At 31.1% G+C, this 6,024-nt stretch carries 7 protein-coding genes; all 7 read left to right on the top strand.

Features of this window, described 5'->3' with window-relative positions; genetic code table 11:
* Positions 1-300 precede the first annotated feature (300 nt).
* The 7 genes from rny (at position 301) to C3E90_RS10505 (ending at position 5,947) form a co-directional block, all read left to right on the top strand.
* Positions 301-1,830 carry a ribonuclease Y gene (gene rny, locus C3E90_RS10535; RefSeq protein WP_336513031.1) on the top strand — a complete coding sequence of 510 codons (1,530 nt, stop codon included), beginning with the start codon at positions 301-303 and terminating at the stop codon, positions 1,828-1,830.
* 148 nt (positions 1,831-1,978) lie between these two features.
* Complete coding sequence (locus C3E90_RS10530; RefSeq protein WP_005582731.1) at positions 1,979-2,239, top strand: stage V sporulation protein S; 261 nt, start codon at positions 1,979-1,981, stop codon at positions 2,237-2,239.
* 23 nt (positions 2,240-2,262) lie between these two features.
* Positions 2,263-2,523 (top strand): stage V sporulation protein S, encoded by a 261-nt coding sequence (locus C3E90_RS10525; RefSeq protein ID WP_005582732.1) that lies wholly within the window; start codon positions 2,263-2,265, stop codon positions 2,521-2,523.
* Positions 2,524-2,659: 136 nt separating this feature from the next.
* Positions 2,660-3,475 carry a PHP domain-containing protein gene (locus C3E90_RS10520; RefSeq protein ID WP_236915626.1) on the top strand — a complete coding sequence of 272 codons (816 nt, stop codon included), beginning with the start codon at positions 2,660-2,662 and terminating at the stop codon, positions 3,473-3,475.
* On the top strand, positions 3,476-3,859 hold the full coding sequence (locus C3E90_RS10515) for a PadR family transcriptional regulator (protein ID WP_236915625.1): 384 nt from the start codon (positions 3,476-3,478) through the stop codon (positions 3,857-3,859).
* An 84-nt stretch (positions 3,860-3,943) separates the two neighbouring features.
* A complete protein-coding gene (locus C3E90_RS10510) occupies positions 3,944-5,137 on the top strand; it encodes a pyridoxal phosphate-dependent aminotransferase (RefSeq protein ID WP_236915624.1) in 1,194 nt (397 codons plus the stop codon).
* A gap of 123 nt (positions 5,138-5,260) precedes the next feature.
* A complete protein-coding gene (locus tag C3E90_RS10505) occupies positions 5,261-5,947 on the top strand; it encodes a HesA/MoeB/ThiF family protein (protein ID WP_236915623.1) in 687 nt (228 codons plus the stop codon).
* Positions 5,948-6,024 lie beyond the last annotated feature (77 nt).

Genomic DNA, 6,024 nt, shown 5'->3' with positions numbered 1-6,024 from the left:
CTAGTTATTTCTTTTTGAGTCATATTAAATATCTCCTCTCTCATATATGACATTTTATCAGAATGAATTTAATATGACATTATCATAGAATAATCATAACTCCTAATTAATACCCTTGACATATTTATTTAAAAGTAATAAAATGTAATCGTACCTAAATATACAAAAATCTATGTGTATGCTATATAAGCCGAAGGCATAAGCTACTCGGTTTATATTTTTACCTTAAGATATTGTTTAAAAGAATATGAATATGTGGTATGAAACTTGAAAACTAAATAGAATAGGAGGTGCATCGTTATTGATCTTATAATTAATATTTTAATTGCTATTATAGGAATCATTATTGGTTTTTATATAAGAAAAACCATCGGTGAAAGAAAAATAGGAAATGCTGAAGAATTATCTAGAAGAATTATTGAAGATGCAAATAGGGATGCTGAAACTAGCAAGAAAGAGCTTCTTTTAGAAGCAAAGGAAGAAATTCATAGAATAAGAATTGAGAATGAAAGAGAAAACAGAGAGAGAAGGACTGAAATTCAAAAACAAGAAAGACGTTTATTACACAAAGAGGAATCTATAGATAGAAAGATTGAATCCATAGAGAAAAAGGAAGAGTCTCTTAATAGAAAATCCAAAGAATTGGAAGAAAGGGAAATTCTTATTGAAGAATTGTATAATAAACAAGTTGAAGAATTAGAAAGACTTTCAGGACTTACCTCTGATGAAGCTAAAGAATTATTATTAAATGATATTAAAAAAGATATAGCACATGAATCAGCTCTCCTTATTAAAGAAATGGAAAATAAGGCTAAGGAAGAATCAGAAAAGAGAGCAAGGGAAATAATATCCTGTGCTATCCAGAAGTGTGCTGCTGATCACGTAGCAGAGTCTACTGTAACCGTTGTTTCTCTACCTAATGATGAAATGAAAGGTAGAATTATTGGTAGGGAAGGTAGAAATATTAGGACCTTAGAAACATTAACAGGGATAGATTTAATTATAGATGATACCCCAGAAGCTGTAGTATTATCTGGTTTCGACCCTATTAGAAGAGAAATTGCACGAATTGCACTTGAAAAACTAATTGTTGATGGAAGAATTCATCCTGCAAGAATAGAAGAAATGGTTGAGAGAGCTAAGAAAGAAGTGGATAATGTAATTAGAGAAGAAGGAGAACAAGCTGCATTTGACACTGGAATCCATGGCCTCCATCCTGAATTAATAAAACTTCTGGGCAGATTGAAATATAGAACAAGTTATGGTCAAAATGTACTCAGACATTCTATAGAAGTGGCTCACCTTGCTGGAGTTATGGCTTCTGAATTAGGAGCCGATATAAAAATAGCTAAAAGAGCTGGACTGCTTCATGATATAGGTAAAGCTGTTGATCATGAGGTAGAAGGACCTCATGTTGACATAGGTGTTGATTTAGCTAGAAGGTATAAAGAATCTAAAGAAGTACTACATTGTATAGCTGCTCACCACGGAGATACAGAGCCGAATACTGTAGAGGCGGTATTAGTACAAGCTGCAGATGCGATATCTGCTGCAAGGCCAGGTGCACGAAGAGAAACATTGGAAGCATATATTAAACGATTAGAAAAACTGGAAGAAATTGCAAATTCCTTTGAGGGTATTGAAAAATCTTATGCTATACAAGCAGGTCGTGAATTAAGGATAATGGTAAAACCTGAAGATGTAGGAGATAATGAAATTATTCTAACTGCTAGAGAGATAGTTAAAAAAATAGAAGCTGAACTTGATTACCCTGGACAAATTAAAGTTAACGTTATTAGAGAAACGAGGGCTATAGAATATGCAAAATAGAACCAATATTGCATAACATACTATTAAATTATCACTAAAATTCATTTCTTTATTATTTTTTCAAAATAAAAGAGGATTTTTACATTATCTGTAGAATAAATAATATAAACATAAATATTTTATAAAATAATGTAGAGGGGGATATTTAATGGATGTATTAAAAGTATCAGCAAAATCAAGTCCAAATTCTGTAGCAGGAGCACTGGCTGGAGTTTTGAGGGAGAAAGGTAATGCAGAAATCCAAGCTATTGGAGCGGGTGCTTTAAATCAAGCAGTTAAGGCTGTAGCTATAGCACGAGGATTTGTAGCACCTAGTGGAATTGATCTAATTTGTATACCTGCATTTACTGACATTGAAATTGATGGTGAGGAAAGGACAGCTATTAAACTGATTGTAGAACCAAGATAGTCAAAACTAAGGGGGATGTTTTAATGGATGTATTAAAAGTATCAGCAAAATCAAGTCCAAATTCTGTAGCAGGAGCATTGGCTGGAGTTTTGAGGGAGAGAGGTAACGCGGAGCTTCAAGCTATTGGAGCAGGTGCATTAAACCAAGCAGTTAAGGCTGTGGCCATAGCAAGAGGATTTGTGGCACCTAGCGGAATTGATTTAATTTGCATACCTGCATTTACTGACATTGAAATTGATGGTGAGGAAAGGACAGCTATTAAATTAATCGTTGAGCCTAGATAGTCTTAAGGCAGCTAAAATAAAAAACCTACTAATTATAGTAGGTTTTTTTATTTTACAATTAATTAGTAAATCTTTCTTGATACTGAGGTTGATAATTGTATATAATATAATTGTGGAAATAAAAGGAGAGTTATAAATGATATTCGATTTACACGTGCATACTACATTTTCTGATGGGTTATTTACACCAGAGGAAGTTGTTAATTTGGCCATTAAGACTGGTATTGATGGTATTGCTATTACGGATCATGATACTATATTAGGGATTGAATCTGCTGTTCAATATAGTAAAGAAGTTGGCAATATCACAGTTATTCCAGGAATTGAGCTGGGATGTATATACGAAGATGAAGAAGTTCATATACTAGGATATTTTATTGATTATAAGGGAGAAAACATAAAAAAAACCACGAAAAAACTTATAGAAAATAGAGTCGTACGTGGTATTAAAATGATAGGAAAAATAAACAATTTAGGCATGGAATTATCTTTACATGAAGTTAAAGCGCTTTCTAAAAAGGATTATATTGGGAGACCTCACATAGCAAGAGCCATGATTAAACGAGGTTATATATCTGATGTTAGAGAGGGATTTGATAAATTTCTTAATAGAGGTATGCCAGCATATGTAGAAAAGGATACACTTAAGTTAGAGGAAGCTATGGATTTAATTCATGGCTCTAATGGGATAGCAATTTTAGCTCATCCAGGCATTTTGAAAAATAAAGATATAATATATCATTGTATAAAAAAAGGAATTGATGGCTTAGAGGTAATCCATTCAAAACACAAAGAAGATGATGTTGCGTTTTTGATTGAAATTAGTAAAAAATATGGACTAATTATGACTGGTGGATCTGATTGTCATGGGCATAAGATAGATGGTAATTACTTATTAGGTAATTATTATATTAATATTAATAATATTCCAATTATGAAAGGAAGGATTTAATTGACAAACTCTAGAGGAGAGAGAAATAGACAATTTCCTTCTAAAATCAGTACAACATCCTTTGTGAAATTGTATATCTTACATTTACTTAAGGAAAGAAGTTATTATGGTAATGAAATTATTGAAGAAATAAAAAGTAGATTGAACAATAAATGGGAACCGAGTCCAGGGATGGTATACCCCCTTTTACGTGAACTAGAGGAAGAAGGATATGTTTCTGGATGGTGGGAAGAGCCTGATAAAAGGTCAATTAGGAGATATCGTCTTACGGATAATGGATACAAACATTATCAAATAATTTTATTGCAGTATGAATCAAGTTTTGTAGACTCTTTAGCCATTGTTAAAAACGTATTAAATGATATATATGGTATGAAACTTTAATTTGTCTACAAATACATAAGCAATTTTATTAATTTTTGCTTATGATAGGTAATATCAAAATTAAGGAAATAGGAGGTTTTTGTTATGGATTCAAGATTATCTAAAAAAGGATTAAAAATCTCACCATCTGTAACCTTGGAAATTACTGCAAAAGCAAAGGCTATGAAAGCTGAAGGAGTAGATGTAATAAGTTTTGGTGCTGGTGAACCAGATTTTAATACTCCGGCAAATATTAGGAACGAAGGTATAAGAGCTATTAATGAAGGACTGACTAGATATACTCCTGCTTCTGGAATAATTGAATTAAAGCAAGCTGTCTGTAAAAAATTTAAAACTGAGAACAATCTTGATTATTCACCTAATAATATAATAATATCTAACGGAGCAAAACATTCCATATTTAATGCTTTAATGGCCATAATAAATTCAGGAGATGAAGTAATTATAAGCATTCCCTATTGGGTAAGTTATCCAGAGTTAATTAAAATAACAGGCGGTGAACCAGTATACATAAAAACAAAAGAAGAAAATGATTTCAAATTCACTATTGCCGATTTGAATAAAGCCTTAACGGATAAAACCAAAGCATTGATTTTGAATAGTCCAAGTAATCCAACCGGGGCTATTTATGACGAAAAAGAATTGAAAGAAATTGCAGATTGGGCTGTAGAAAATAATATATTTATCATTTCTGATGAAATATATGAAAAATTAGTATATGATGGAGAGCACAAAAGTATTGCTTCTATTAATCCTAAAATTAAGGAACTTACCATTGTTATAAATGGAATGTCTAAAGCTTATGCTATGACTGGATGGAGAATAGGATTTGCAGCAGCTAATGAAAATATTGCTAAGGTGATGAGCAATATTCAAAGCCATACAACTTCTAATCCATGTTCTATATCGCAATATGCTAGTGTAGTAGGTTTACTGGGAGATCAAAACAGTATCAGTGAAATGAAAAAACAATTTGAAAAGAGAAGAGATTTTATGGCTGATAAAATAAATTCAATAAAGGGGCTAAGCTGTAGAAAACCAAAAGGTGCATTTTATATAATGATTAATATAACAGAAATAAAAGGTAGGATAATTAGAGGAAAGGAAATAAACAGTTCACTGGATTTTGCAAAAATACTTTTAGATGAAGGTAAAGTTGCAGTAATTCCTGGAATAGGATTTGGAGATGACAATTATATAAGATTATCCTATGCTACATCAATGGAAAATATTGAAAAGGGACTTGAAAGAATTAAAAATATAGTGGAAAGCAACTAATAATTTTGTTTCTAAATCCTTTTATTAAAGAGTCAAAATTAAACAAAAGAAAAAAGGTTTACATAATCATATTATGTAAACCTTTTTAGATATTAAATAAAATAATAGATGGTAGGTGTAATGATGAAAAGATATTTAAGAAATATGAAGGCACTTTCTGCTGAAGAAATTAAATTATTAAACAAAAGTAAAGTTTGTGTTGTTGGTTGTGGAGGATTAGGCGGATATATAGTAGAAATGCTAGGCAGAATTGGGGTGGGTTTTATAACGGTTATAGATGGTGATATATTTGATGAAACCAATTTAAACAGACAATTAGTATGTCATACAAAAAATATTGGATTAAGTAAATCCGAAGAGACTAAGAAGAGAATGGAGTTGGTTAATCCACATATCCTTGTTAAAGCATTAAATATAATGATAGATGAATCTAATTCGAAATCTATCCTTAGAGGTCATGATGTAATTGTAGATGCATTAGATAGTATAGAGTCAAGGAGGATAATACAAAATAGCTCTGCTGAATTAAATATTCCTATGGTACACGGTGCAATTGGAGGCTTTTATGGACAAGTGACAACAATATTTCCACAAGATAATACTTTAAATTTCTTATATCCAAAAAATGGCAGGGCAGAGGAGGGGATAGAGAAAAAATTAGGGAATCCTTCTTTTATTCCACCATTGGTCGCTTCAATAGAAGTAGCGGAAGTAATAAAAATTTTAATAAATAGAGGACAACTTTTGAGAAGAAAAATATTGTTTGTAGATTTGTTAGAAAATAATTTTGATATTATTTATCTAGATTAATAATTCATTTTGTAATATCTTTAATGAAGTAAATTGTTTTACAATATATATTAAAATCTGATTAACATAACAATAAT

This window comes from Clostridium sp. Cult2 (genome assembly GCF_021655075.1).
Taxonomy (GTDB): Bacteria; Bacillota; Clostridia; order Tissierellales; family Tepidimicrobiaceae; genus Schnuerera.
Note: the sequence above shows the minus strand (reverse complement) of the source record. Positions and strands in the feature narration are given on the sequence as shown.